The sequence below is a fragment of the Streptomyces sp. NPDC059785 genome, from assembly GCF_042732375.1.
In the GTDB taxonomy this organism is placed as follows: Bacteria; Actinomycetota; Actinomycetes; order Streptomycetales; family Streptomycetaceae; genus Streptomyces.
On sequence record NZ_JBHWHV010000002.1, the window covers coordinates 125,523 to 151,377 of the forward strand.

The window sequence follows — 25,855 nt, forward strand, 5'->3', positions numbered from 1 at the left end:
TGATGGCCGAAGACCGGGCGCTCAGGGTGCGTACACTCCTCGACGCTGTGCGGGCCGAGGGCCGGACCGCGCTCACCGCGCCCGAGGGCAAGGTGATCGCCGACGCGTACGGGATCGCCGTACCCGGCGAGGAACTGGCGGCCGACGTCGACGAGGCGGTGGCGTGCGCGGCACGGTTCGGCGGGCCCGTCGTGATGAAGATCGTCTCCCCCGACATCCTGCACAAGACCGACGCCGGCGGAGTGATCGTCGGCGTGGAGGGCGCGGCCGACGTGCGCGCCGCCTTCCACTCGATCGTCGAGAACGCGCGCACGTACGACCCCCGGGCCCGCATCGACGGTGTGCAGGTCCAGGAACTGCTCCCCCAGGGACAGGAGGTCATCGTCGGCGCCGTGACCGACCCGACCTTCGGGAAGGTCGTCGCCTTCGGGCTCGGCGGTGTGCTGGTCGAGGTCCTCAAGGACGTCACGTTCCGGCTCGCGCCCGTGGACGCCGACGAGGCGCTGTCGATGCTGGACTCGATCCGGGCCGCGGAGATCCTGCGCGGCGTGCGCGGTGCGCCGGCCGTGGACCGCTGGGCGGTCGCCGAGCAGATCCGCCGGGTCTCCGAACTCGTGGCTGACTTCCCGGAGATCGCCGAGGTGGACCTCAACCCGGTGATCGCCACCCCGCAGGGCGCGGTCGCTGCGGACATCAGGGTCATCCTCGCCGACTCGGCGCCCAGGAAACGGCGCACCTACGCGCGCGAGGAGATCCTCGCCTCGATGCGCCGGCTGATGCAGCCCTCCTCCGTGGCCGTGATCGGTGCCTCCAACGAGCAGGGGAAGATCGGCAACTCGGTCATGCGCAACCTCGTCGACGGCGGCTTCCCCGGGGAGATCCACCCGGTGAACCCCAAGGCCGACGACATCCTGGGGCGCAAGGCGTACCGGAGCGTCACCGACGTGCCCGGCGAGGTGGACGTCGCGGTCTTCGCGATCCCCGCCAAGCTCGTGGCCGCCGCCCTGGAGGAAGTGGGACGCAAGAGGATCCCGAACGCCGTGCTCATCCCCTCCGGGTTCGCGGAGACCGGCGAGCAGGCGCTCCAGGACGAGATCGTGGCCGTCGCCGAACGGCACGGGGTGCGGCTGCTCGGGCCCAACATCTACGGCTACTACTCGACGTGGCAGGACCTGTGCGCCACGTTCTGCACGCCCTACGACGTCAAGGGCGGGGTCGCGCTCACCTCGCAGTCCGGTGGCATCGGAATGGCCATCCTGGGCTTCGCGCGCACGACGAAGACGGGCGTGTCGGCGATCGTCGGGCTCGGCAACAAGTCGGACCTGGACGAGGACGACCTGCTGACCTGGTTCGGCGAGGACCCGCACACCGAGTGCATCGCGATGCACCTGGAGGACCTCAAGGACGGGCGCGCCTTCGTGAAGGCCGCTCGGGAGACGGTGCCGAAGAAGCCGGTGGTCGTCCTCAAGGCGGGCCGTACGGCGGCGGGCGCCAAGGCGGCCGGCTCGCACACGGGCGCGCTCGCGGGCGACGACGCCGTCTACGACGACATCCTCAGGCAGGCCGGTGTCATCCGTGCCCCCGGGCTGAACGACATGCTGGAGTACGCGCGCGCGTTGCCCGTGCTTCCCACCCCCCAGGGCGACAACGTCGTGATCATCACCGGGGCGGGCGGCAGCGGAGTCTTGTTGTCCGACGCGGTGACCGACAACGGGCTCTCCCTGATGGAGATACCGCCCGACCTGGACGCGTCCTTCCGGACGTACATCCCGCCCTTCGGGGCGGCGGGCAACCCGGTGGACATCACCGGCGGGGAGCCGCCGTCGACCTACGAGGCGACGATCCGGCTGGGTCTCGAGGACCCGCGGATCCACGCCCTGGTCCTCGGTTACTGGCACACCATCGTCACGCCTCCCATGGTGTTCGCCGAGCTCACCGCGCGCGTGGTGGCCGAGTTCCGCGAACGCGGCATCGAGAAGCCGGTGGTGGCGTCGCTCGCGGGCGACGTCGAGGTCGAGGCGGCGTGCCAGTACCTCTACGAGCGCGGGGTCGTGGCGTACCCGTACACGACCGAGAAGCCGGTGGCGGTGCTCGGCGCGAAGTACCGCTGGGCGCGGTCCGCGGGGCTGTTGGGGGGCGGTTCATGAGCTGACCGACGCAGTGGGCGGCCGACGGTGCGCGTCGGCCGCCCGCCGGACCCGTGCGCACACGAAAGGCATTTGGACAGGGGGCGCTGGCCAGATCTTTCGACGCAAGGGGTGCTTCGCGACATGACAACCACCGACCTATCGACGTCCGTCCCCTACAGGCAGGTGACGGACCGCAACGGCCGCCTGTACCGCATCGGTGAGACCGACCGGGACATCATGGGGCGACCACGCTGGACCATGGTGCTGTTCCCCTGGATGGGCATGCTCGGCATCAGTTCCTCGGAGTACGCGTTCACCTCGGCCGAGGACACCCTGCACGAGGCGCATCTGTGGAGCAGCGGACACATCTTCTGGCTGATGGGTGTCTGGGTGTTCTTCCAGGCGGCCGTCGCCTTCCCGGCCGGGCAACTGCGTGAGAGCGGGCGGCTGCCCGCGCGGTACGCGATGCTGCTCGGCGCGCTGGGCACGTTCCTCGGCTATCTCTCGCTCGCGTTCGCGCCGCACGTGACGGTCGCCTATCTCGGCTTCGGCATGTTCAGCGGCATCGGCGCCGGCCTCGTCTACGCGACCTGCGTGAACATGGTCGGCAAGTGGTATCCGGAGCGCAAGGGCGGCAAGACCGGCCTGGTCAACGGCGGTTTCGCCTATGGCTCAGTGCCCTTCGTGTTCCTGTTCACCTCCTACATGGACCTGGGCAACTACCAGGGCGTCCTGGTGTCGGTCGGGCTGATCTGCTGCCTCGTCGTCGCCGTCGCCGGCTGGTTCTTCAAGGACCCTCCCAAGGGGTGGTGGCCCGCGTACGTGGACCCGCTCAAGGTGTCCGACGACCCGAAGATCCGGCGCGCGCTGGAGAAGAACCCGCCCGCCGTCCGGCAGTACACCCCCAAGGAGGCCGCCCGGACACCCGTCCTGTGGATGATGTGGTTCTGTCTGCTGTGCACGGCCGGCATCAACATCTTCGGCATCGCCTTCCAGGTGCCGTTCGGCAAGGACATGGGATTCGCGGGCGGCATCGTGGCCACCGCGATGTCCCTGAAGGCCATCGTCAACGGCACCGGGCGAGGCGTGATCGGCTGGATCTCCGACCGCTTCGGCCGCCGCAACACGCTGATCATCGTGTGTCTGGTGCTGGGTTCGGCCCAGTTCGGAGTGCTGGTCTCCGGCCAGATGGGCAGCATGCCGTTCTTCCTGTTCTGCTCCATGGTCTCCGGCTTCGGCGGCGGCGCGATCTTCCCGCTGTTCGCGGCCATGACGGCGGACTACTTCGGCGAGAACAACAACGCCTCCAACTACGGAATGGTCTACAGCTCGAAGCTCGTCTCGGGTCTGGTGGGCTCCGGCATGGGGGCGGTCGTGGTCGGCGCCTGGGACTACCAGGGCGCCTTCGTTCTCGCAGGCTCCATCGGCCTCGCGTCGGCCGTGCTGGCTCTGTTCCTGAAGTCACCGGACCGGCCGAAGACGCGCATCGTCCCCAACCCCCAGCCCCTCGGCGAGGAGATGGCGTGATATGACGGCGGACCCCATCGCCACACCCGACGCGTCGACCGGAACCGGCGCCTCGAACCGCTCGTACCGAGAAGTCACCGACTCACACGGCCGCGTCTACCGGATCGGCGAGACGGACCGGGACATCCTGGGCCACTCACGGAAGTTCATGGTGTACCTGCCCTGGATCGCCATGATGGCCATCAGCGTCTTCGAGTACGCGTACGGCTCCGCGGAGGACACCCTGTCCCACGCGCACGGCTGGACGCAGAGCAACACCTTCTGGATCCTCAGCGTCTGGGTCTTCTTCCAGGCGGGCATCGCCTTCCCGGCGGGCTGGCTGCGGGAGAAGGGCGTCCTGACGGCCCGCAGGGCCATGTACACCGGCGCGTTCATGTGTGTGCTGGGCTTCCTGGCCCTGTCGCACCTGAGCAACGTCCTGCTGGCCATCCTCGGCTTCGGGGTGATCGGCGGACTCGGCTCGGGCCTGGTGTACGCGACCTGCATCAACATGGTCGGCAAGTGGTTCCCCGAGCGCCGGGGCGCCAGGACGGGGTTCGTCAACGGCGGCTTCGCCTACGGCTCATTGCCGTTCATCTTCATCTTCAACTACGCGTTCGACACCGGCAATTACCACCGCGTACTGGACCTCATCGGCTGCTACGTGATGATCGTCGTCCTGTCCTGCGCGTTCTTCTTCAAGGACCCGCCCAAGAACTGGTGGCCGGCGGACGTCGACCCGCTCACCCACAACGGTGACAGCAAGGCGTCGGCCGGCCTCGCCAAGAACCCTCCGGCGGTGAAGCAGTACACCCCCAAGGAAGCCATCAGAACGGGAATGCTGCCCCTTATGTGGGTCACTCTCGTGATGACAGCAGGGGTGTCCATCTTCGGGATATCCTTCCAGGTCGACTTCGCCAAGGAGGTCGGTTTTGGTCCCCTGGTCGCGGCGTCCTCCATGGGTGTCATGGCCGTCATCAACGGCATCGGCCGGGCGGTGGTGGGCTGGCTGTCCGACACCTGGGGCCGCAAGCTGACCCTGGTGTTCGTCATCGTCGTCCTGGGGCTCGCCCAGTTCGGCGTGATCTGGGCCGGTGACCTGAAGAACGAATGGCTCTTCCTGTTCTTCGCCTTCCTCTCCGGCTTCGGCGGCGGGGCGTTCTACCCGATGTTCGCGGCGCTGACCCCGGACTACTTCGGCGAGAACTACAACGCCACCAACTACGGCCTCGTCTACAGCGGCAAGCTGATCAGCGGCCTGTTCGGCGGCGGCCTCGGCTCCATGGTGGTCGCGGCCTGGGGCTACAACGGCGCCTACGCGCTGGCCGGCGGCATCTCCATGGTGGCGGCGGCGCTGGCCCTGCTGCTGCGCCAGCCGGGCCGTGACACGGATCCGGCGGCGCAGCCTGCCGTGTGACACGGCTCCGTACGACGCCGGGCTGCCCTCCCCGCGGTGTGCTGTGGGGAGGGCAGCCCGGCGTGCGGACGGGTGAGCCGGGCGTGCGGGCCGGCGAGACGCGCCGGTACGGGGCTCAGTGGCGCTTGCCGCGCAGCGCCGCGAGGTTGTCGTAGCTGGCTTTCGCGACACTGAGGGACTGCGCGGGATCGGTGGCACTCGGCGCGAAGTCGTGTTCGATCATCGGGTTGTGGTAGTTCCGGTCGCCGACACGGGAGAAGAACGTGCGGTAGTCGATGTCGCCGGTGCCGAAGGTGACCATGTCGTACCCCCAGCCGTCGGAGTTGGCCGGGTTGACGGTGCCGTCCTTGGCGTGGAACAGCGGGTAGCGCTTGTTGTTGCGGGCGACGAGCCCGGCCGGGTCGAAGACCTTCTCCCGGGTGGAGCCGTCGTGCGCGGTGTGGGTGTGGAACTTGTACCGGGCCACGTGCGCCCAGAAGATGTCCATCTCCAGCCAGACGTTCTTCGGGTCGGTGACCTTCAGGAAGTACTCCAGCTTGCGGATGCCGGAGCTGCGGGTCGGACGGCCCTGGTCGTCCAGCGGGCCTCCGTCGAGCAGGAAGCCATAGGCCGCGTCGTGGTTGTGCGTGTACAGCTTGATGCCCTCGCGGCGGGCGATCGCGCCCAGCGCGTTCCACTTGTCGGCCGCCACGTCCCAGTCGGACCGGTAGGAGCTGCCGGTGGGGTCACCGCCGGTGCCCATGTGGTCCATGCCGAGGATGTTGGCGATCTCCAGGTGCTTCTTGAAGGTGTCCAGGTCGGCGGTGGTCAGCGGCCAGGAGGACGGTATGAAGCCGTGGTTGCCCTGGGCCCGCAGCCCGTAGTCGTCGAGCCAGGAACGCAGCAGCCTGGCCCCCGCGACGGACTCCAGACTGGCTCCGCCCGGCGCGTTGGCGTGCTGGCCGTAGCCGGCGAACTCCACCTGCCGGTACCCGAAGCGCGACAGTTGCCTGAAGACCTCGCGGAAGCCCGAAGGCAGGTCCGAGCTCAGCGGGTCGCGGCCCGTCGCGTCGCGGACGGTGTAGAGGATGATGCCGCGCCTGGCGGGCGGGACGAGGACGTCCCCGCCGTGTCCGTGACCGTGGTCGTGTCCACGGCCGTGGTCGTGGTCTCTGCCCCGGTCCCCGGCCAGGGCCGGGGCCGCCCCGAAGACCGGTGCGGCGACGGCCCCGGCCGCCACGGCGGTGCAGGTGCTGAGGAAACGGCGGCGGTCGACGCCGAGAGTGCGACGCAGGGCGTCGCCGGTTCCGGATTCGTCGTTGAACGCGGTCACGGTGTCTCTCTTTCGGATAGGTGTTCAGCGGTAACGGGTGCCTGCTGACCTGCGGATTCGATGGTTATCCACAGGCCGGACGCGCTGTCGGCGCTTCGTGCTTCACTGTGCGTAGTCGCTCGACCGGCCCATCGAATCCGGTCATACGCGTCCGGTGGTTCGGGTCCTGTCATCCGAGTCCGGCCAGGTCGAGCAGCAGGGATTTCACGTCGGTGGCCGCGACGCGGCCGGTGATCGCGCGGGGGGTGGAGCAGATGATGAGCGGACCGTCGTCGTCGCTCGATGGCAGGCGACCGTGGCTGCCGCGAATAGGTGAGGGGTCCAGCGGCACGACCGCCATGCGGTAGCGCATGCCGAGCTTCTTGCGGGCCAGCGCCGTCGCCGCCTTGACCTTGACGTAGGGGTCGAGCGGGTCCATGAAGAGTTCGACCGGGTCGTAGCCGGGTTTGCGGTGGATCTCGACGAGCTGCGCGAAGTCGGGCGCGCGGTCGTCGTCGAGCCAGTAGTAGTACGTGAACCAGGCGTCCGGCTCCGCGACGGCGACGAGCTCGCCGGAGCGCGGATGGTCGAGATGGTGGGCCTTCTTCCCCTCGTCGTCGAGGAGTCGCTCGATGCCGGGCAGTCCGGCCAGGGCGGCCCTGGTCGCCGCCAGATCCTCCGGCCGGCGCACGTACACGTGGGCGATCTGGTGGTCGGCGACGGCGAAGGCGCGCGAGGCCATCGGGTCGAGGTACTCCATGCCGTCCTGCGTGTGCACCTCGAGGAGTCCGGCGCGGCGCAGGGCGCGGTTGATGTCGACGGGCCGGTCCGCGCGGGTGATGCCGTACTCGGACAGCGCGACGACGGTACGGCCTTCGGCCCGGGCGTCGTTCAGGAGAGGAGCCATGGCCGCGTCCAGGTCGGCGGCCGCCTTGAGGGAGCGCGGGTCGTCGGGGCCGTAGCGCTGCAAGTCGTAGTCGAGGTGAGGGAGGTAGCACAGGGTGAGGTCCGGCCGTCTGGTCCGGATGATGTGGCGGGTCGCGTCGATGATCCACCGGCTGGAGACCAGGTCGGCGCCCGGTCCCCAGAAGTGGAAGAGGGGGAAGGTGCCGAGGCGGTCGGTGAGTTCGTCGTGCAGGGCCGGGGGCCGGGTGTAGCAGTCGGGTTCCTTGCGGCCGTCGGCGTAGTACACGGGACGGGGGGTGACGGTGATGTCGGTGTCGGCGCCCATGGCGTACCACCAGCAGATGTTGGCCACGGTGTAGCCGGGGTGCGCGCGGCGGGCAGCGTCCCACAGTTTGTCGCCGGACACCAGGCCGTTGTGCTGGCGCCACAGGAGTACGTCGCCGAGCTCGCGGAAGTACCAGCCGTTGCCGACGATGCCGTGCTCGGCGGGGTGGGTGCCGGTGAGGAAGGTGGACTGGGCGGCGCAGGTCACGGCGGGCAGGACGGTGCCGAGCGCGGCATGGGAGCCGGACCGGCCGAGCGACTTGAGGTGGGGCATGTGGTCGAGGAGACGGGGGGTGAGGCCGACGACGTCCAGGACGAGGAGAGGAGTGGGACCGGGGGGTGGCGGCGGCTGGTTCACGGCAGCTCCTTGAGGCCGAGGTCCGTCAGCAGGTCGCGGGCGAGGGTGAGTTCGGCCGCGATGCCGTCGGCGAGCTGGGCACGGGCCCGGGGGCGCAGCTCGGGTGGCAGGGCCTGCCAGGTGTAGGTCTCGACCTCCAGGTGGCGGGTGAGGGGGTGCGGGCCGCCGACGAGGCCGGTGAGCGCGGCGTGGAGTACGGGGAGCGTGGAGGTGAGCGGCGCGGCGGGGGCCGCGTGCAGGGGGACGTGGAAGTGGGCGCGCCAAGGAGTGCCGGTGGGCAGGGCGCCGTCGGCGAGAGCCTGTCCGAGGTCGTCGGTGCCGTGCAGTGCGGTGGACGTCCGGGTGCGGGTCTGGTGCAGGAAGCGGGGTTCGTCGAAGACGGCGAGGGCCGTGCGGACTTCGGGGAGACGGGGGTGTTCGGCGTGCAGGGCGGCGGAGAGCTGGGATTTGACGACGGGGATGCCCGCGCGGGTGAGTGCGTCCAGGGCGGTGTGCGGGTCTTCGAAGGAGGTGGCGAGGTGACAGGTGTCGACGCAGATGCCGATGCGGTCGTGGTCGAGGGCGGTGAGCGGGGCGATGGCGTCCCGCGTGGTCTCGACGGTGCAGCCGGGTTCCGGTTCGAGGCCGATGCGGATGGAGCGGCCGGTCAGCTCTTCCAGGGCGTCCAGGCGGTCGCCGAGTGCGGTCAGCGCGGCGTGGGCTGCGGCGGCCCGCTCGTCGTCGTACGCGGTGCGCCAGGCGAGGGGCAGCGTGGAGATGCTGCCCTCGGTGACGTCGTCGGGGAGGAGCTGGGCGAGGACGCGGGCCAGGGCGGTGGTGTGGTCGAGGCGTTCGGGGTCGGCCCAGTCCGGCTTGTAGACGCGGTACTTGACCTCTTCGGCGCCGAACCCTTCGTAGGGGAAGCCGTTGAGCGTGACGACTTCGAGGCCGCGGCGGTCGAGTTCGGTGCGCAGGCCGCGCAGGGCGGCGGGGTCGGTGACCAGGGCTCGGGCGGCGTCCCTGGCCAGCCAGAGCCCGATGCCGAGGCGGTCGCGGCCGAGCCGCCTGCGGACGGGTTCGCAGTGGTCACGGAGCTGGGCGAGTACGCCGTCGAGCGTCTCGGCGGGGTGCACGTTGGTGCAGTAGGCGAGGTGGACGACGGAGCCGTCGGGGTGCCGGAAGCGCATGGCTCACGCTCCCGTCGCGGGGGCGCCGTCCGGGGCATCGGCGTCGTTGCCCGGTGTGCCGTGGCCGTCCGGGGCGTCGATGCCGTTGTCCCGGGTGCCGTGGTCGTCCGGGGCCGCGGTCCTGGGCGCGCCGCGCAGGATGGAGTTTCCCTCGTGGGTGGCCGCCGTGTCCGCGACGTCGAGGTCCAGGCGTCCGCTGAGTCCGTAGAACGCGACCGGGTTGCGCCAGAGCACCCGGTCCACATCCTCCTCGGTGAAGCCGGCCGCGAGCATCGCCCGGCCCACCTCGCGGGTCTTCAAGGGATCGCTTCTGCCCCAGTCGGCGGCCGAATTGACCAGCACCTTCTCCGGGCCGAACTCCTCGAGGACGGCGACCATGCGCTGCCCGTCCATCTTGGTGTCCGGATAGACGGAGAAGCCCAGCCAGCAGCCGCTGTCCTTCGCCTCCTTGGCGGTCGTCTCGTTGAGGTGGTCGACCAGCACCCGGTTTACCGGCAGCGCGGATTCCCGCACCACGTCCAGAGTGCGGCGCAGCCCGGCCCGCTTGTCGCGGTGCGGGGTGTGGACCAGGGCGGGCAGTGCGTGGTCGGCGGCCAGTTGCAGCTGGGCGGCGAGCGCGGTGTCCTCGGCCGGCGTCATCGAGTCGTAGCCGATCTCGCCCACGGCCACCACCTGGTCCTTGACGAGATACCGCGGCAGTTCGTCCAGTACGGGCACGCAGCGAGGGTCGTTGGCCTCCTTCGGGTTGAGGGCGAGCGTGCAGTGGTGGGCGATGCCGTACTGGGCGGCGCGGAAGGGCTCCCAGCCCAGCAGGGAGTCGAAGTAGTCCAGGAAGGAGGCGGGCGAGGTGCGGGGCTGGCCGAGCCAGAAGGACGGTTCCACCACCGCGCGTACGCCCGCAGCGTGCATGGCCTCGTAGTCGTCGGTGGTCCGCGAGGTCATGTGGATGTGGGGGTCGAAGATGCGCATCAGGACTCCTTGCCGGGCGGGGTGGCTGGTCCGGTGAGGGCGAGCACGCGGTGCAGATCCTCGGGCACGCGGCGGCCCGCGGCGGTGCGCTCCGCCGCGTAGTCGCCGAGCATGCGGGCTAGTTCGGGGTCGGCGTGGGCGCGCTGGGACAGGTCGGCCACCGCGTCGACGGGGACACCGGTGAACAGGCATTTCAGGACGGCATGACGCCAGTTGTGGGGGTCGAGATGGCGGGCGGCGTAGAAGCCGACGGCGGCGGCGACGAGCCGGGTGTCGTTGGTACGGAGGGCGTCCTCGACAAGGGGAAGGGCGTCGGGGCCGGGCACGAGATGGGGCAGGGCCTGGAGGACGGCCCGGCGTTCGGCGGCGGTGCCCTGGCGGTAGACGCGGGTCAGCGCGGCGGCGTCCGCGCGGGCGGCGCACAGGAGGAGGACGCGGGCGGCGTCGGCGTGTTCGGCTCCGCAGCGGCGGCCGGCCTCGGCGATCCGCAGTTCCCAGGCCGAGACTGGCCCGCGTGTGCCGGGATGCGCGGTCGCCTCGTCCAGCGCCTGGTCGAGCCAGGCCCGGGCGTCGGCACCGAGCCGGCTGTTCAGGTCAGTGCGCAGGGCGGTGAGGACGGGTGGCTCGGTGGGGTCCGTCCGGCGTTCGTGGCCGGGGCCGGCGTGCTGTCTCACGGGGTTCTCCCTTCGTCGGGGCCTTCGGGGATCGCCCGGGCCGCGCGGTGGAGGAACGGGAGGGACTGTTCGGCGAACCGGGGGCCCGCATGGGAGTGGCGGGGCAGTTCGACGACGGTGAGCGCCTGGTATCCGGTCTCGGCCAGGGCGCGGAGTACGGGCGGGAAGTCGATCTCCCCGTCCCCGAACGGAAGGTGTTCGTGGACACCGCGGCGCATGTCCTCGATCTGGACGTGGCGCAGCCAGGGCGCGGCGGCGCGCACGCAGTCGGCGGGCGGCAGCGGCTCCAGGCACTGGCAGTGGCCGATGTCCAGGGTCAGGCCGAGGGTGCCGGGGTCGCCGAGTGCCTCGCGCAGCCGGTGGAAGTCGGCGAGAGTGGCGAGCAGATGGCCCGGTTCGGGTTCGACGGCGAGCGGGACACCGGCCTGGGTGGCGGCGTCCAGTACGGGGGCGAACGCTTCGGCGAGGCGTTTGAAGGCGGTGTCCTCGTCGGTACCGGCCGGGGTGGTCCCGCTGAAGCAGTGCACGGCGTGCGCGCCGAGATCGGCGGCCACCTGCACGGCCCGTACCAGCAGAGCGACGCGGCGGGCCCGGTCGTCGGGGTCCGGGTCGAGGAGCGACGGGCCGTGTTTGCGGCGTGGGTCGAGCACGTAGCGGGCGCCGGTCTCGACGGTGACGTCCAGGCCGAGCGCGTCCAGCCTGCGGGCCACCGCACGGGTACGGGCGGCGAGGTCCGGGGCGAGCGGGTCGAGGTGCATGTGGTCGAGGGTGAGTCCCACCCCGTCGTAGCCGAGTTCGGCGAGGAGGGCGAGGGCGTCGTCGAGACGGAGGTCGGTGAGGCCGTTGGTGCCGTAGCCGAAACGGAGGCGTTCGGCTGCTCGAGCGGGGGCCGTGTGCGGGGCGGGGCCGCCGGGTGTGGGGTTCATGGGACGCGCTCACCTTCCTCACGACGAGACGGACTTCTTCGGCCCACCCGGGTTCAGGTGACGCTCACCCGCCGGGCGAACGTGCGGGCCGCCGGGGCGAGGGCGGCGGTCAGCAGGGCCGCGAACGGGGCTCCGGCCCGCGCGGCGAGGGCGGCCTGGAGGGGGATCAGGGCGCGGATGCCGGCGCCGACGGCTCGCTGGGTGAGCGGAGGTGACGGGTTGAGGGCGGCATGGATGAGGGGACCGGCGGATGTGGCGGCGTAGGCGAGAGGCGGTGCGCAGGTGAGCAGGGCACTGAGGGGCGTGGCAATGCTGGGGACGGCGCTGAGGGGCGCGCCAGTCCTGGGGACGGCACTGCTCGGCACGGCATTGCCGGGCCGGGCGGCGAGGGGCAGGGCGTGGATGGAAGGGATGCTGGAGATTTTGCGGAGGGTGTTCGGCCGGGTCGCGGCCGTCGGCCGGGGCGTCAGCAGCCGAGCGGTGAGTGCGCCGGTCACGGCCAGCGCGGCAAGCTGGGCGCCGGAGGAACCGCCCTGTGTCTCGCGGCGTGACACGTGGGTCACGGCGAGGGTGTGCGCGCCCAGCGTCACGGCGGAGGGCAGAGCACCCCGGGTACGGCCGGTGGTGGCGGCCGCGCCCAGGAGCAGGTCGAGGCCGCGGGCCGTGGCCATGGCCGCCGGTCCGGCAGAGGTCCGCTTCAGCGCCAGGTCGTACGCCCAGACCGTGGCCGCGAGCGGTGCCGCGACCGCGAGGGCGGGGCGGCCCGCTCGGGCGGCCAGGGCGAGGCCGGCCGCCGTGAGGCCGGACGCGGCGAGGAGGGCGGACGCCGGACGGACGCGGCCGGAGGGCAGCGGGCGGTGCGGGCGTTCGACGGCGTCCTCCGCCCGGTCGGCCCAGTCGTTCAGGGCCATGCCCGCCTCGTACAGGCAGACGGAGGCGCCGGCGGCGAGCAGGGTGCGTCCGGTCGGACGGGAGCCGGCACAGGCCGCGCCCGCCAGCGCGTCCCCGGGGACGGTGAACAGGGCGGGCAGCCGCAGCAGTTCGGCCCACGCCGCGGCACCCGGCCTCACCGGTTCTCCTCCGGCAGCCGTCGCAGTTGTTCCGCGAGACGGGCCAGGGCCGCGTACTGCTCGCCGAGGGACGCGGGGGCGTCGCCCACGGGGTCCTTGAAGTAGAAGGCGAGTTCGCCGAGCGGGCCGGTGAGGCCGGCCTCGTGGGCGCGGGCCGTCAGACGGGCGAGGTCGAGGACGAGCGGGGCCGCGAGGGCGGAGTCGCAGCCCTGCCAGGTGGTCTGGAGGACCATGCGGGTGCCGAGGAAACCGTCGAAGGCGATGTGGTCCCAGGCGGTCTTCCAGTCGCCGAGGGCGGGCACGTCGTCGATGTGCACCTCGCCCTCGGGCACCGTGCCGAGGGTCTCGGCCAGTACCCGTTCCTTGCCCGCGTTCTTCGCCGCCGCGGCGGCCGGATCGGCGAGGGAGGCGCCGTCGCCGCCGCCCAGCAGGTTGGTGCCGGACCAGGCCCTGACCCGTAGCGCGCGCTGGGCGAACATCGGTCCGAGGACCGACCGCAGCAGGGTCTGTCCGGTCTTGCCGTCGCGGCCCGCGTAGGGCAGACCGCAGGACTCGGCCAGGGGCGCGAGCGCGGGGTGGTGGAGGCCCGTCGACGGGGTGAAGTTCACGTAGGGGCAGCCCGCGCGCAGGGCCGCCGCAGCGTACAGGGAACTGGCGGGCAGCGGGCGGCCTGGCGACGCGGGTCCGGCGGGCGCGGCCTCGCCGAGCCCCGGCGTCGGTGCCCGAGTCGACCCCGGCCCCGGCGGCTCCGGTTCCGTGGACGCCACGTTCACCACCACGGCCCGGGCCAGACCCCGTCGTCGTACGAAGTCACGGATGTCCGCGGCGAAGGTCTCGGTCAGCTCGTCCTGGGCGCGGGAGTCTCCGGGGGCGGGGCCGCCGGGCCTGATCTCGGCGTCGGCGGCGTCGAGTTCGGCGGTGACCGCGGCGGGCAGGCCGGGCGGGAGCACTCCGCCGGCGGCCAGGTGTTCCGCCCGCTTGGACAGCGGGCAGTCCACCGTGTCGTGGCCGCCGAAGACGAGGGACGGCAGGGTCGGCAGGCCGCTGCCGGTGAAGAGGCCGGTCTCGGTGACCAGGCCCGTCGGGGCGTGCAGACCGGCGGTCAGGGCGGCGCAGCCGGCGACGACGGTGGTGGCGACGGAGCCGCGCGCTCCGATCAGCCACACCCCCACCCGGGGGGCGGGCATTCCAGGCACGGAAGGGGACGCGGACATGGACAACCTCCTGGTCGTACGTCGGCCACGGCGGGCAAGCGGCGAGTGTGCGGGGCGTGTCGGGCGCACCCGGAGCGCGGAGGGGTGCGGGACGGCGGGCGGGAGTCCGGCGTCTCCCGCCCGCCGCCGTTCAGCGGCCCGGCGCGGCGGACCGCGCGGGCAGTTCCCTGATCCGGATGTTGCGGAAGGAGACCTGGTCGTCGGCTCCGTGGTTCTGGATGCCGAGGTGGCCGTCGCGCAGGCTCCGGGCCGGATCGGTGTTGGTGAAATCGTTGATCTTCACGCCGTTGAGGAAGACACGCAGCCGCTCGCCCTCCACGCGGATCTCGTACGTGTTCCACTCCCCCGGCGGATTCAGCGCGCGGTCGCGCCTGACGGTGTCGGCGGACTGGAAGCTGTACACGGACCCGGTGGTGCGGTCGGGCGCGTCGGTGGCGTCGATCTGGATCTCGTAGCCGTTGTCGACGGCGGACCACGGGTCGTCCGAGGCCGGGAAGCCCACGAACACGCCGGAGTTGTCGTCGCCGGCCATGCGCCAGTCGAGCTTCAGCGAGTACGAGCCGAAGCCCGAGGCCGCGTACCACAGCATGCCCATGCCGCCCGAGGACGTGAGCGTTCCGTCGTCGGAGCGGGTGAACGTGCCGGGCCCGGCCTGTTTCCACGCCGCAAGCGACTCGGCGGTGCCGTCGAAGAGCGGCCGGTAGCCGTTCTCCGGGCGGCAGTCCGCCTGTGCCTCGCCGACGGCCCAGCGGATCCCGCCCAGCAGGTGCTGCCGGAAGGCGGGGTCCGCGTAGGACTCCTCGGTGTGGCCGCCCCCGGTGTAGAAGGCGCGGCCGCCGCGGTAGTGCTGGCACCAGGCGATGGGGTGGTCCCCGTTCATCGTGCCGCCGCTGTACGACGACTCGTCGAGCGAGGCGAGGACGCGGGCCCGGTCCCGGGGGTCGGAGCGGTAGTTGTACCACTCGTCGGTGCGGTTCCAGACCGGGTCGAGACCCGAGGTGGCCGGGTGCGACCGGTCCTCCACCCGGACCGTCGCGGGCTGGATCGCGGGGTGCGACTGGAAGTACGCGCCCGCGAGCCCGCCGTAGAAGGCCCAGTCGTACTCGGTGTCCGCGGCGGCGTGGACGCCGACGTAGGCGCCGCCGCGGCCGATGTACCGCTCGAAGGCCCGCTGCTGGGCGTCGTCCAGGACGTCGCCGGTGGTCGACATGAAGACCACGGCGTCGTACCGGGCGAGGTTGCGGGCGGTGAAGGCGCCCGCGTCCTCGGTGGCGTCGACACCGAAGCCGTGCACCGCCCCGAGTTCCCGTACGGCGGCGACGCCCTCGGGGATCGAGTCGTGCCGGAAGCCGGCGGTCTTGGAGAAGACCAGGATGCGCTTGCCGTCGTGCCCCTTGTCGCTGACGGCGCCCTGCCCGCCGTTACCGCCGGTGGCGGCGGGGACGGAGGCCGCCGGCCCCGGGACACCGCCGAGGAGCAGGGCTGCCGCGGCGGCCGACGTCAGCACACGTGCTGTTGCGCGCATGACACATCACAGCCTCTCGTGGACTCGGTGTGCTCAGCCGGTGGTGAACGTGAAGTCGTCCACCTCGTACAGGGCTCCGCTCCCCTTGCCCTTGAAGACGAGGTAGAGCGTGGTCGTGCCGCGCGGCGCGTGCGCGAGGTCGGCGGTCACGTCCTGGTAGGTGTCCGCGCCGCCGGTCGCGGTGACGGCGGTCCGGCCGAGCAGCCGGCCCTTGGGCGAGCCCGCCCTGATCTCCAGGGTTCCGGCCGGACCCGCGACCCGGGCCGTGACCGACTCGGCGTTGCTCAGCACGTACGGCTCGAAGGAGATCCAGTCGCCGTTGTGGATGTCGCCGACCGTCTTGCCGCCGTGCGCCGAGTTCCTGCTCACCACCGTGACCCCGGAGGCGTCGCCGTAGTGCTCGGCCTGCCGGTGCCGGGGCTGGAGCACGTTCTGGTCGTGCGAGGTCAGGGCCTCCTGGCCGCCGCCTCCGTTGTCGGTGTACTCGGCGTCGAAGACGCCGAAGATGTTGGCGTTCTCGTCATGGCCGCCGTCGGCGCTGGTCTGGATGGTGCCGGAGCAGCCGTTCGCCGAGGTGAGCGGGTGGCCGTGGCTGTCGTGGCCGAGGATGAAGGTGACCTTGACCTTGGCGCAGTCGATGGTCCGGCCGTCCTCGGGGTCGGTGACCTTCACCTGGAACGGCACCGCGTCGCCGAAGCTGAACAGCGCTCCATCCTGCGGCAGTTGGAGCACGACCGTGGGCGCGGTGTTGCCGACGACGACCTGCACGCTCGCGCTGCCGGTGCGCCCGTCGGGGTCCTTCGCCGTCAGTGTCGCCGTGTAGGTTCCGTTCTTCGTGTAGCGGTGCGACGGGTTCGCCGCCGTCGACGTGGCGCCGTCGCCGAAGTCCCAGCTGTAGGTGAGGGCGTCGCCGTCCGCGTCGATGGTGCCGGCCGAGGAGAAGCGCACCCGCAGCGGGGCCTGGCCCGAGGTGCGGTCGGCCGCGGCCTGTGCGACGGGCGAGTGCCCGTCGGTGGCGTTCTCGATCCGGTAGAGACCCGAGTACTCGTCGCCGCCGAACCAGGCGGTGCCGTAGTCGAGGACGTACAGCGCGCCGTCGGGGCCGAAGGCCATGTCCATCACCTGGGTGCCGGTCCAGGGGACGTCGTTGATCGACTGCACGGCGCCACCGGCGTCCGAGGTGATCCGCTTGATCCAGCGGCGGCCGAACTCCCCGGCGAAGAAGTCGCCGTCGTACGCCTCGGGGAACTTCACGGGCGAGTCGAGCGAGGCGTCGTAGTGGTAGACCGGGCCGCCCATCGGCGACTCGGAGCCGTCGCCGAACTCGGGGACGGACGCGCCGTCGTACGGGATCCACGCGGCCTGCGCGGGAGGCAGGTCGGTCAGTCCGGTGTTGTGCGGCGAGTCGTTCTTCGGCGCGGCGCAGTCGAAGGACGGTCCGGACGTCTGCGTCGCGAAGTCGTAGTCGACGTAGGCGTCGTTGTCGCCGGTGCAGTAGGGCCAGCCGAAGTTCCCGGGAGCCGTCACGCGGGCGAACTCGACCTGGCCCGCCGGGCCCCGGGACGGGTCGGCGGCGCCGGCGTCCGGGCCGTAGTCGCCGACGTAGAGGATGCCGGTCTCCTTGTCGACGCTGAAGCGGAACGGGTTGCGGAAGCCCATGGCGTAGATCTCGGGCCGGGTCCTGTCCGTGCCGGGGGCGAAGAGGTTGCCGTCCGGGATGGTGTACGAGCCGTCCGCGTCGACCTTGATGCGCAGGATCTTGCCGCGCAGGTCGTTGGTGTTGCCGGAGCTGCGCTGGGCGTCGAAGGCGGGGTTGCGGTCGGTGCGCTCGTCGAGCGGGCTGAAGCCGTCGGACTGGAACGGGTTGGAGTCGTCGCCGGTCGACAGGTAGAGGTTGCCGTCCGCGTCGAAGTCGATGTCACCGCCCACGTGACAGCAGATGCCCCGGGAGGTCGGCACGTCGAGGATCTTCGTCTCGCTGGCCGTGTCCAGGGTGCCGTCCGTGTTCAGCACGAAGCGCGAGAGCCGGTTGACGCCGTCGAAGGGGGCGAAGTCGGCGGCGGTGCCGGTTTCGGGGGCGTCGCCCGCGGGGGTGTCCAGGGGCGGCGCGTAGTAGAGGTAGATGAAGCGGTTGTCGGCGAAGCCGGGGTCGATGCCGACGCCCTGGAGGCCCTCCTCGTCGTGGCTGTACACGTCGAGCCTGCCCGCCAGCGTGGTGTTGCCCGCGCTGTCGGTGAGCCGCAGTTCGCCGTCGCGCGAGGTGTGCAGCACGGAGCGGTCGGGCAGTACGGCCAGCGACATCGGCTCGCCGACCTCGGGCTCGCCCTTGGCGAGGGTGACCTGCTGGAAGTCCTCGGCGGCAGCGGCCGCCGGGGCACCGCCCGGATCGGCGACGGCCGCGCCGGCCTGGGGCGCGGTGAGGGTGAGGGAAGCGGCCGCGAGCAGGGCGCCGCTCAGCAGGGCGAGCGCCCTGCGCACTCCGGTGCGTCTGGCGGGACCGTGGGGTTTTCCGTTCCTGCCGGCGTTCCTGCCGGTGTTCATGCCGGTGGGGTGCACGAGATGCCTCCGTGTAGGGGCTGGTCGTACGGGCGGGTACGGTGCGCCGGGGTGCGCCGTCACCCCGGAGTTCGGTGGGGCGGCCCGGTTCCGGCCGCCCTGTGGAGCGTGAACGCGGGCGGTCTAGGGCTGGTCGCCGCCGCCGAACGCCGCGTCGAAGGAGGCCGACGGCGGCTCGAAGTCGAAGGTCTTGAGACGGGCCAGGGCCTCGGGGGCGCCTTGCAGCCGGTCCATGCCGGCGTCCTCCCACTCCACGGACACGGGGCCGGTGTAGTCGATGGAGCGCAGCATCCGGAACACGTCCTCCCAGGGGACGTCGCCGTGGCCCGCGGAGACGAAGTCCCAGCCGCGGCGCGGGTCGCCCCAGGGCAGGTGGGAGCCGAGCCGGCCGTTGCGCCCGTCGAGCCGCTTGCGGGCCTCCTTGCAGTCGACGTGGTAGATCCGGTCGCGGAAGTCCCACAGGAAGCCGACCGGGTCGAGGTCCTGCCAGACGAAATGCGAGGGGTCGAAGTTCAGGCCGAAGGCCGGGCGGTGGTCCACGGCCTCCAGCGCGCGCCGCGTCGTCCAGTAGTCGTAGGCGATCTCGCTGGGGTGGACCTCGTGCGCGAAGCGGACGCCTTCGGCGTCGAAGACGTCGAGAATCGGGTTCCAGCGCGTGGCGAAGTCCTCGTAGCCGCGCTCGATCATCGACTCGGGCGCCGGCGGGAACATGGCGACCAGGTGCCAGATCGCCGAGCCGGTGAAGCCGATGACGGTGTCGACCCCGAAGGCCGCGGCGGCCCGCGCGGTGTCGGCGATCTCGGCGGCGGCCCGCTGCCGTGTGCCCTCGGGCTCGCCGTCGCCCCAGATACGCGCGGGCAGGATCGCCCGGTGGCGCTCGTCGATGATGGCGTCGCAGACGGCCTGGCCGACCAGGTGGTTGGAGACCGCCCAGCACTTGAGACCGTACTTGTCGAGGAGCTGGTGGCGCGACGCGATGTACGCGGGGTCGGCGAGCGCCTTGTCGACCTCGAAGTGGTCGCCCCAGCAAGCGAGTTCGAGCCCGTCGTAACCGAAGTCGCGGGCGAGCCGGCAGACCTCCTCGAGCGGCAGGTCGGCCCACTGGCCGGTGAAGAGCGTGAAGGTGCGGGGCATGCCTCGAAGCCTCCTCGGGCCAAGACGGATCACTCAGGACGAGATGGACGGGATGGACGGAAAGGACTGGACGGACGGGACGGGGGTGTAGACGGAGTTCTTCGCGGCGCTCTCCTCGACGGCCGCCAGGACGCGCTGTACGCGCAGGCCGTCGGCGAAGGACGGCACGGGCGTGCGGCCCCCGGCGATCGCCCGCACCAGGTCGCGGGCCTGGTGCACGAAGGTGTGCTCGTAGCCGAGGCCGTGGCCCGGCGGCCACCAGGCGTCCAGGTAGGGGTGGTCGGGTTCGGTGACGAGGATCCGGCGGAAGCCCGCGTAGGCGCCGGGCTCGGTGTGGTCGTGGTACGAGAGTTCGTTCAGGCGCTCCAGGTCGAAGGCGAGCGAGCCGCGCTCGCCGTTGAGCTCGATGCGCAGCGCGTTCTTGCGTCCGGTGGCGAACCGGGTGGCCTCGAAGGAGGCGAGGGCCCCGGAGGCGAAGCGGCCGGTGAAGAGGGCTGCGTCATCGACGGTCACCGCGCCGACGCCGCCCGTGCCACCCGTGCCGCCTGTGCCACCCGTGCCGCCCGCCGAGACGGCGTCGGCGCCGCCCGGAGCAGCGCCGCCGTCCGGTCCGCCCGGGGAGCCGGTCGCGCTCAGGCCGCTCGACGCGCCCCGGGGCAGCGGGCGTTCGCGGACGAACGTCTCGGTCAGCGCGGAGACGCCGACGACCGGTTCGCCCGCCAGGTACTGCGCCAGGTCGACGATGTGCGCCCCCAGGTCCCCGAGCGCGCCGGAGCCGGCCAGTTCCCTGCGCAGCCGCCAGGTCAGCGGGAACTCGGGATCGACCAGCCAGTCCTGGAGGTACGTCACCCGGACGTGCCGCAGGGCGCCGAGGCGGCCGTCGGCCACCATCGACCGGGCGAGCGCCGTTGCGGGCAGCCGGCGGTAGTTGAAGCCGACCATGGCGAGCTGTCCGCGCTCCGCGGCGGCCTCGGCGGCGGCGGTCATGGCCTCCGCCTCCTCGACCGTGTTCGCCAGGGGTTTCTCGCACAGCACGTGCTTGCCCGCGGCCAGCGCGGCGACGGCGATCTCGGCGTGGCTGTCGCCGGGGGTGCAGATGTCGACGAGGTCAACGTCGTCCCGGGCGATCAGCTCCCGCCAGTCGGTCTCGGCCGCGGCCCAGCCGTGCCGGTCGGCCATCGCCCGGACGGCCGCCCCGTCACGGCCGCAGACGGCGGCGAGCACCGGGCGGAGCGGCAGGTCGAAGACGCGGCCCGCGGTACGCCAGCCCTGCGAGTGGGCGGCGCCCATGAACGCGTAACCGACCATGCCGACGCGCAGCGGCGGCTTGCCGGACTCGCCCCCGGACACCTCGGCTCCGACCCCGGCTCCCCCGGCGCCGAACCCCCCGGCCCCGGTCCCGTCAGCCCCGGGCGTCCCGGCCCCGGCTTCCTCGCCCTGGTGCGGCTGTCCCATGCGGATGTCCTCCTCGTCGTCGTGGCCGTCCTGGCCGTCGCGGCCGTCGCGGCCCTCGTGGCACGGTGGGGGCGGGGCCCGTCACTTGAAGCCGGTGGGCATGTAGCGGCCCACGTTCTCCTTGTCGACGACGGCCGAGTAGCAGGTGACCGACGAGGGGATCTCGAACTCGGCGAGTCCGCCGACCCCCTTGCCCTGGCCGAGCGCGCGGGCGAGGTCGATGGCGGACGCGGCCATGGTCGGCGGATAGAGGACGGTGGCCTTCAGGACGCCGTCGTCCGCCTCGATGGCCTCGAAGGCGGCGAGCGCGCCGGCCCCGCCGACCATCAGGAAGTCGTCCCGGCCCGCCTGCTCTATGGCGCGCAGCGCGCCCACGCCCTGGTCGTCGTCGTGGTTCCACAGCGCGTCGAACTTCGACTGCGCCTGCAACAGCTGGGCCATCTTGGCCTGGCCCGACTCGACGGTGAACTCGGCGGCCTGGCGGGCGACCTTCTCGATGTTCGGGTAGTTCTTCAGGGCCGCGTCGAAGCCCTCGGTGCGCTGCTGGGTCAGCTCCAGGTTGTCCAGTCCCGCCAGTTCGACGACGCGGGCGTTCTTCTTGTCCTTGAGCTTCTCGCCGATGTAGTGCCCAGCGTTCAGGCCCATGCCGTAGTTGTCGCCGCCGACCCAGCAGCGGTAGGCCTGCGGCGAGTTGAAGATGCGGTCGAGGTTGACGACGGGGATGCCGGCGCGCATGGCCTTCAGACCGACCTGGGTGAGCGCCTTGCCGTCGGCCGGCAGCACCACCAGTACGTCGACCTTCTTGTTGATCAGTGTCTCGATCTGGCCGATCTGCGCGGCCGTGTCGTTGGAGCCCTCGGTGCTCTCCAGCGTCACGTCCGAGTACTTCCCGGCGCGGCTCTTGGCGTTGTCGTTGATCGCGTTGAGCCAGCCGTGGTCGGCCTGCGGGCCCGCGAAGCCGATGGTGACGTGCTTGCCCGGCTTGTCGTCGGCGGCCGGCTGGTCGTTCCCGGCCGGCTTCTCGTCTTCGGACTCGTTGCTGGTGCAGCCGGTGAGGAAGGCACCGGCGGACACGGCGGCGGCTCCGAAGAGCAGTCCTCTGCGGCTGGCCTGGAAGTGCTGTGGCATGGCGGGTACCTTTCCTCAGGTCGTGCTCGCGGTACGGCGCTGGACGAGGACGGCGGCGACGATGATCGCGCCCTTGGCGATCTGCTGGACGTCCGTCTGGAGGTTGTTGAGGGCGAAGATGTTGGTGATCGTGGTGAAGATCAGGACGCCGAGCACCGAGCCGGTGATGGTGCCCCGTCCGCCGCTGAGCAGCGTGCCGCCGATGATCGCGGCGGCGATGGCGTCGAGCTCGTAGAGGTTGCCGTTGGTGTTCTGGCCGGAGCCGGAGAGCACGATCAGCAGGAAGGCGGCGATGCCGCAGCACAGTCCGGACAGCAGGTAGAGGTAGAGCCGCTGCCGGCGGACGTCGATGCCCGCGAGGCGCGCCGCCTCGGCGTTGCCGCCGACGGCGACGGTGCGCCGACCGAAGGTGGTGCGGTTGAGGACCAGCCAGCCGATGACGGTGACGACGGCGAAGACCATGACCAGCGGCGGGACGCCCAGGACGTAGGAGTCGCGCTCGCCGAGCTCCAGGATGCCGTCCACACTGACGATCTGCGTCTTGCCGTCGGTGATCTGGAGGGCGAGCCCCCGCGCCGAGGCCAGCATGGCGAGCGTGGCGATGAACGGGACCATCGCGCCGTAGGCGATGAGCAGGCCGTTGACCAGGCCGCAGCCCACGCCGACGAGCACCGCGGTGAACAGGATGCCCGCGAAGCCGTACTCCTGGGTCGCGACCGTCGTCGCCCAGACCGAGGCGAGCGCGACGATGGCGCCGACCGACAGATCGATGCCGCCGGAGGTGATGACGAAGGTCATGCCGACGGTGACGACGCCGATGACCGACGCCTGGGTGAGGACGAGCTGGAGGTTGCGGGTGTCGAGGAACTCGTCGGGCTTGGTGACGCCGCCGATGACGATCAGCGCGGCGAGCACACCGAGCAGCGACAGGGTGCGGACGTCGGCACGGGCGGCGAGCGTCCGCCACGGGACGCGGCCGCCGAACGGCGACACCTTCGAGGTGCCCCTGGCGCCCCTGGCGCCCTTGGTGTCCTTCGGTATGTCGTCCCTGGGCGGGGACACGGGCTGCGTCACGACGCCGGGCTCCCTTCACTGGCCGCCGGGGCACCTTCGCTGGCAGTGGCCACCGGGCTTCCTTCCATGACGAGGTCGAGTACGCGGTGTTCGTCGAGTTCGCGGGCGGGCGCGGTGTGCACCACCCGGCCCTCGCGCAGGACGAGTACGCGGTCCGCGAGCCCGAGCACCTCGGGCACTTCGCTGGAGACCAGCAGGACGGCGAGACCTTCGTCGGCGAGCCGGCGGACGACCGCGTACAGCTCGGCCCGTGCCCCGACGTCCACGCCGCGGGTCGGTTCGTCGAGCAGCAGCACCCGGCAGCCGCGCAGCAGCCAGCGGGCGAGGACGGCCTTCTGCTGGTTGCCGCCGGAGAGGGTGCGTACCGGTACGGCGGGGTTGTCGGGGCGCAGGGACAGTTCGCGGGTCGCGGTCCGCGCCGCGTCGGACTCGGCCCGCCGGTCGAGCCAGCCGCCGCGCGAGAAGCGGGACATGGACGACACCGACACGTTGCGGGTGACGGACTCCAGCATCAGCAGGGCCTGTGCCTTGCGTTCCTCGGGGGCGAGACCCAGCCCGGCGCGGACCGCGGCGCGCACGCTGCCGCCCCGCAGCGGGCGCCCGTCGACCAGGACGCGGCCGCCGCTCGGCCTGCGCGCCCCGTAGATCGTCTCCAGGATCTCGGAGCGTCCGGAGCCGACGAGTCCGGCGAGGCCGACGATCTCGCCGGGCCGCAGGGCGAGGTCGAGCGGCTCGAACTCACCGGTCCGTGACAGCCCTTCGACCCGCAGCACGGGTTCCGCCGACGGGACCGCGGTGGGCCGGTCGGGGAAGACGTACTCGACGTTGCGCCCGGTCATCAGCGCCACGACCTCGCGGGTCGGGGTCGACTTCGCGGGCAGTCCGCCCGCCACCGCGCGGCCGTCCTTGAGCACGGTGACGCGGTCGCCGATGCGGCGGATCTCCTCGAGCCGGTGGGAGATGTAGACGACGGCGACCCCGGCTGCGGTCAGGTCGCCGACGATGCGGAAGAGGTTGTCGACCTCGTCCGGGTCGAGGGCGGCCGACGGCTCGTCCATGACGATGAGGCGTACGTCGTGGGAGAGCGCCCGGGCCATGGAGACGATCTGCTGCTGGGCGGCCGACAGTGCGCCGACGAGCCGTCCGGGCGCGATCTCCGGGTGCCCGAGCCGCGCGAGCAGGGCCGCCGTCGCCGCGCGCGCCGCCTTGCCCCGTACGACGAAGCCCGCGGCGGTGGGTTCGTGCCCGAGGTGGACGTTCTCGGCGACCGACAGACCCTCCACCAGGTCGAGTTCCTGGTAGATGGTGGCGATGCCGAGGCGCATGGCGGCGCTCGGGGAGCGGAGGGTGACGTGTTCGCCGCGCCAGCCGATGGTTCCGTCGTCGGGCTGGTGGGCGCCGGCCAGGACCTTGATGAGCGTGGACTTGCCGGCTCCGTTCTGGCCGAGCAGGCAGTGCACTTCACCGGCCTGCACGTCGAGGTCGACGCCGTCGAGGGCCCGGACACCCGGGAAGGACTTGGTGATGCCGGACATGGTGAGCAGCGGTGGTTCTGGTGCCATGACGGTTCCCCTTGGCGGGCGTGCGGGCCGGTTGCAGGGTGCTTGCGGGCAGGCGCGATCAGGGCAGGGCAGGACAAGGCGAAGCAAGGAGGTACTGGCGGGGCGGAGCGGGGCAGGACAGGGCGGAGCAGGGCGCTGTACTGGACGCGTGGTGCGGGACGGGTACCGGCCGTGGGGCGGCGCGGACCGGCGCCTACGCGGGTGAGAACAGGTGGTCGCTGATGAGCCGGGCCGCGCCGATCACTCCGGCGGTGGGGCCCAGTTCGCCGAGGACGATGGGGAGGTTGCCGGTCGCCAGGGGCAGCGACTGGCGGTAGACCTGGGTGCGGATCGCGGCGAGCAGGGTGTGGCCGAGGCCGGTCACTCCGCCGCCGATCACCACGAGGCCCGGGTTGAAGAAGCTGACCAGGCCGGCGATGACCTGGCCGGTGCGGTTGCCGCCCTCACGGATCAGGTCGAGGGCGGTGGCGTCCCCGGCGGCGGCAGCGGCGGCGACGTCGACGGCGGTCAGGGTGCCCGCCGCCTCCCGGCGCGCCGCGAGTTCCGGCGAGAGTCCCTGCTGGGCGGCCTCCATTGCGTCGCGGGCCAGCGCGGCGCCGCTGAAGTGGGCCTCCAGGCAGCCCCGGTTGCCGCAGGCGCAGGGGCGTCCGTCGGGCACCGCCTGGATGTGCCCGATGTCGCCGGCGCTGCCGGTGGTACCGCGGTGGACCTCGCCGCCGACGACGATGCCGCAGCCGATACCGGTACCGATCTTGACGCAGAGGAAGTCGTTGACGGAGCGGGCGACGCCGGCGTGCTGCTCACCCATGGCCATCAGGTTCACGTCGTTGTCGACCATGACCGGGCAGCCGAGTTCCTGGCTGAGCGCCTCGCGGACCGGGAAGCCGTCCCAGCCGGGCATGATCGGCGGGGCGACGGGCACGCCCTCGGGGAAGCGGACAGGGCCCGGGACACCGATCCCGGCGCCGTCGAACCCCTCGGCGAGTCCGGACGCCCGCAGCTTGGCGGCCATGGACAGGACCTGCTCGAACACGGCGACCGGGCCCTCGCGGACGTCCATGGGCTGGTTGATGTGGCCCAGGACCTCCAGCTCGGCGTTGGTGACGGCCACGTCGATCGAGGTGGCCCCGATGTCGACGCCCAGGAAGCGCAGCGCGGGCGCGAGCCGGATGTTGTGGGAGCGGCGGCCGCCGCGGGAGGCGGCGAGTCCGTCGGCCACCACGAGCCCGGTCTCCAGGAGCCGGTCCACCTCGACGGCCAGTTTCGACCGCGAGAGGTCGACCTGATCGCCGAGTTGAGCGCGGGAGTTGGGGCCGCCGTCCCGCAACAGGCGCAGCAGCCGCGCCTGGTGCGCGTTCGCGGGTCGAGCCGTCATACGTCTCACGTGCCCCTCCCCGCCTCAACCGGCCGTGTCCGTCGGGCTTTCGAGGGGAACGTAGCAGCGGCTGCCGGGAGTGGGAAGAAGTCTCAC

At 71.9% G+C, this 25,855-nt stretch carries 19 protein-coding genes; 3 read left to right on the forward strand and 16 right to left on the reverse strand.

Annotation, left to right across the window (positions count from 1 at the left end):
* The first annotated feature begins 2 nt into the window (after positions 1–2).
* From ACFV6E_RS02015 to ACFV6E_RS02025, 3 genes are all read left to right on the forward strand, one after another.
* Positions 3–2,147, forward strand: a complete 2,145-nt coding sequence (locus tag ACFV6E_RS02015; protein WP_385458849.1) for an acetate--CoA ligase family protein — start codon at positions 3–5, stop codon at positions 2,145–2,147.
* Positions 2,148–2,270: 123 nt separating this feature from the next.
* The gene (locus ACFV6E_RS02020; RefSeq protein ID WP_385166552.1) at positions 2,271–3,656 is read left to right on the forward strand and encodes an OFA family MFS transporter; all 1,386 of its coding nucleotides are present in this window, start codon (positions 2,271–2,273) and stop codon (positions 3,654–3,656) included.
* Position 3,657: 1 nt separating this feature from the next.
* Positions 3,658–5,052, forward strand: a complete 1,395-nt coding sequence (locus tag ACFV6E_RS02025; RefSeq protein ID WP_385166554.1) for an OFA family MFS transporter — start codon at positions 3,658–3,660, stop codon at positions 5,050–5,052.
* Positions 5,053–5,167: 115 nt separating this feature from the next.
* Here ACFV6E_RS02025 and ACFV6E_RS02030 read toward each other — a convergent pair whose 3' ends face one another.
* The 16 genes from ACFV6E_RS02030 to ACFV6E_RS02105 all read right to left on the reverse strand — a co-directional run bounded on the left by ACFV6E_RS02030 (position 5,168) and on the right by ACFV6E_RS02105 (position 25,759).
* A complete protein-coding gene (locus ACFV6E_RS02030; RefSeq protein WP_385166556.1) occupies positions 5,168–6,364 on the reverse strand; it encodes a sugar phosphate isomerase/epimerase family protein in 1,197 nt (398 codons plus the stop codon).
* Positions 6,365–6,533: 169 nt separating this feature from the next.
* Positions 6,534–7,931 carry an alkaline phosphatase family protein gene (locus ACFV6E_RS02035; protein ID WP_385458851.1) on the reverse strand — a complete coding sequence of 466 codons (1,398 nt, stop codon included), beginning with the start codon at positions 7,929–7,931 and terminating at the stop codon, positions 6,534–6,536.
* Positions 7,928–9,097: a metabolite traffic protein EboE gene (gene eboE, locus ACFV6E_RS02040; protein WP_385458853.1), complete on the reverse strand. Its 1,170-nt coding sequence runs from the start codon at positions 9,095–9,097 to the stop codon at positions 7,928–7,930. The genes ACFV6E_RS02035 and eboE overlap by 4 nt, the downstream gene beginning before the upstream one ends.
* 3 nt (positions 9,098–9,100) lie before the next feature.
* Positions 9,101–10,066 (reverse strand): TatD family hydrolase, encoded by a 966-nt coding sequence (locus ACFV6E_RS02045; protein WP_385458855.1) that lies wholly within the window; start codon positions 10,064–10,066, stop codon positions 9,101–9,103.
* Positions 10,066–10,671 carry an EboA domain-containing protein gene (locus tag ACFV6E_RS02050; protein WP_385166614.1) on the reverse strand — a complete coding sequence of 202 codons (606 nt, stop codon included), beginning with the start codon at positions 10,669–10,671 and terminating at the stop codon, positions 10,066–10,068. The genes ACFV6E_RS02045 and ACFV6E_RS02050 overlap by 1 nt, the downstream gene beginning before the upstream one ends.
* Positions 10,672–10,736: 65 nt before the next feature.
* On the reverse strand, positions 10,737–11,666 hold the full coding sequence (locus ACFV6E_RS02055) for a sugar phosphate isomerase/epimerase family protein (RefSeq protein ID WP_385166563.1): 930 nt from the start codon (positions 11,664–11,666) through the stop codon (positions 10,737–10,739).
* A gap of 53 nt (positions 11,667–11,719) precedes the next feature.
* A complete protein-coding gene (locus ACFV6E_RS02060) occupies positions 11,720–12,736 on the reverse strand; it encodes an SCO3242 family prenyltransferase (RefSeq protein ID WP_385166565.1) in 1,017 nt (338 codons plus the stop codon).
* Positions 12,733–13,950 (reverse strand): inositol-3-phosphate synthase, encoded by a 1,218-nt coding sequence (locus ACFV6E_RS02065; protein ID WP_385166566.1) that lies wholly within the window; start codon positions 13,948–13,950, stop codon positions 12,733–12,735. The genes ACFV6E_RS02060 and ACFV6E_RS02065 overlap by 4 nt, the downstream gene beginning before the upstream one ends.
* 130 nt (positions 13,951–14,080) lie before the next feature.
* A complete protein-coding gene (locus ACFV6E_RS02070; protein ID WP_385458857.1) occupies positions 14,081–15,475 on the reverse strand; it encodes a ThuA domain-containing protein in 1,395 nt (464 codons plus the stop codon).
* Positions 15,476–15,508: 33 nt separating this feature from the next.
* Positions 15,509–18,016, reverse strand: a complete 2,508-nt coding sequence (locus tag ACFV6E_RS02075) for a PQQ-dependent sugar dehydrogenase (RefSeq protein WP_385458859.1) — start codon at positions 18,014–18,016, stop codon at positions 15,509–15,511.
* A gap of 138 nt (positions 18,017–18,154) precedes the next feature.
* A complete protein-coding gene (locus ACFV6E_RS02080; RefSeq protein WP_385458861.1) occupies positions 18,155–19,165 on the reverse strand; it encodes a sugar phosphate isomerase/epimerase family protein in 1,011 nt (336 codons plus the stop codon).
* Between the two features lie 33 nt (positions 19,166–19,198).
* Positions 19,199–20,620 carry a Gfo/Idh/MocA family protein gene (locus tag ACFV6E_RS02085; RefSeq protein ID WP_385458863.1) on the reverse strand — a complete coding sequence of 474 codons (1,422 nt, stop codon included), beginning with the start codon at positions 20,618–20,620 and terminating at the stop codon, positions 19,199–19,201.
* An 81-nt stretch (positions 20,621–20,701) separates the two neighbouring features.
* The gene (locus ACFV6E_RS02090; RefSeq protein WP_385458865.1) at positions 20,702–21,748 is read right to left on the reverse strand and encodes a substrate-binding domain-containing protein; all 1,047 of its coding nucleotides are present in this window, start codon (positions 21,746–21,748) and stop codon (positions 20,702–20,704) included.
* A 15-nt stretch (positions 21,749–21,763) separates the two neighbouring features.
* Entirely contained in the window at positions 21,764–22,822 is a 1,059-nt protein-coding gene (locus ACFV6E_RS02095) for an ABC transporter permease (RefSeq protein WP_385166578.1), read from the reverse strand.
* Positions 22,819–24,384 (reverse strand): sugar ABC transporter ATP-binding protein, encoded by a 1,566-nt coding sequence (locus ACFV6E_RS02100; protein WP_385458867.1) that lies wholly within the window; start codon positions 24,382–24,384, stop codon positions 22,819–22,821. The genes ACFV6E_RS02095 and ACFV6E_RS02100 overlap by 4 nt, the downstream gene beginning before the upstream one ends.
* Before the next feature lie 193 nt (positions 24,385–24,577).
* Entirely contained in the window at positions 24,578–25,759 is a 1,182-nt protein-coding gene (locus ACFV6E_RS02105) for an ROK family protein (protein ID WP_385166582.1), read from the reverse strand.
* Positions 25,760–25,855 lie beyond the last annotated feature (96 nt).